At 49.2% G+C, this 1,027-nt stretch carries 1 pseudogene; it reads right to left on the bottom strand.

The features are described 5' to 3' along the window. Positions 1–1,027 (bottom strand): annotated as a pseudogene (locus tag CWC03_RS23580) (hypothetical protein); the annotation flags it as partial.

Raw genomic sequence — 1,027 nt, 5'->3', positions numbered from 1 at the left:
CAGTTGTTGTTTGGCGCTGGCGATAAAGGTTTTATTGGTGAGTAGTCGAATTGCGCTTTTAACACTGCCAAGTTGTATGTCTTTGGCCGCAAAAATGTTCATCGCGCCAAGCTGCGCAAGCCAGTGAATATAAGGCTGCTTTTTATCCCCATGTAACACCAAGTGCTGGTTGCCCGCTAAGGTTTGCAGCACAATATGTGGGGTATTTAGAGTGTCATCAAACATCAACAGGTTTTGGCCGCGAGAGCACAACACGTTTTGTGCGTTATTGGCACTGGTAACAACGGATGGTTGGGTATCGTTAAGGGCAAAGCCTAAAATATAACTTTGGTCAGGGTCGTTGTTCATACAACCGATGAGCACATTACTGTCTGGCAGGAGTGGAAAGTGTAACCCCGTCGGTTGCTTTTGGCCGCGACAGGCATATTGTGTGAGGCGCTTTACTGATTCAGCCACCTGACTATCAAAATGTACTTGCGTGGCATATTGCCCTTGTGTATCTAGATGAGGATTGGTCTTTGACCCCGACAGCGAGCGTACCGTGGCGGTAAACACCATCGGTTTAGGGCTATGCTCTGGGGGCGCGATACGTATTGGCTCACCTCGTGGTACACACACCGACTCGCTATGATATGCAACTTGCTTAGGGTCATTGGCACTGCCTTGCTTATACACCTGTTTACTGCGAATACAGGTATAATCGCCACCTTTCGCTGTGCCCAATTTACCATTTAACGAAAACGAATAACCGGCATTGGCTTCGGCTACGTTCCCTACCAGCGTGACTTCATTTTTACCTTGTTGATAGGCAAGCTCGAGATTGCCGGTGCGCTCAAATTGCTCAGCGGGATTGTGTGCAGCAGGCTCAAAATAGCTACGCTGCGCCGAGCTGACCGAGGTTGGCGGATGGGCATTCATATGCACTTGGGAGCCACCCATTCTAAAACGATGGCGACTTTGGCACTGCGTAAACCCAACAAAGCCGGTTTCATGTTCGTGAACCATGCCATCTTTATCCGTTACCGAC

This window comes from Pseudoalteromonas sp. S2755 (genome assembly GCF_005886535.1).
Taxonomy (GTDB): domain Bacteria; phylum Pseudomonadota; class Gammaproteobacteria; order Enterobacterales; family Alteromonadaceae; genus Pseudoalteromonas.
This window is presented reverse-complemented; position numbering and strand designations above follow the sequence as displayed.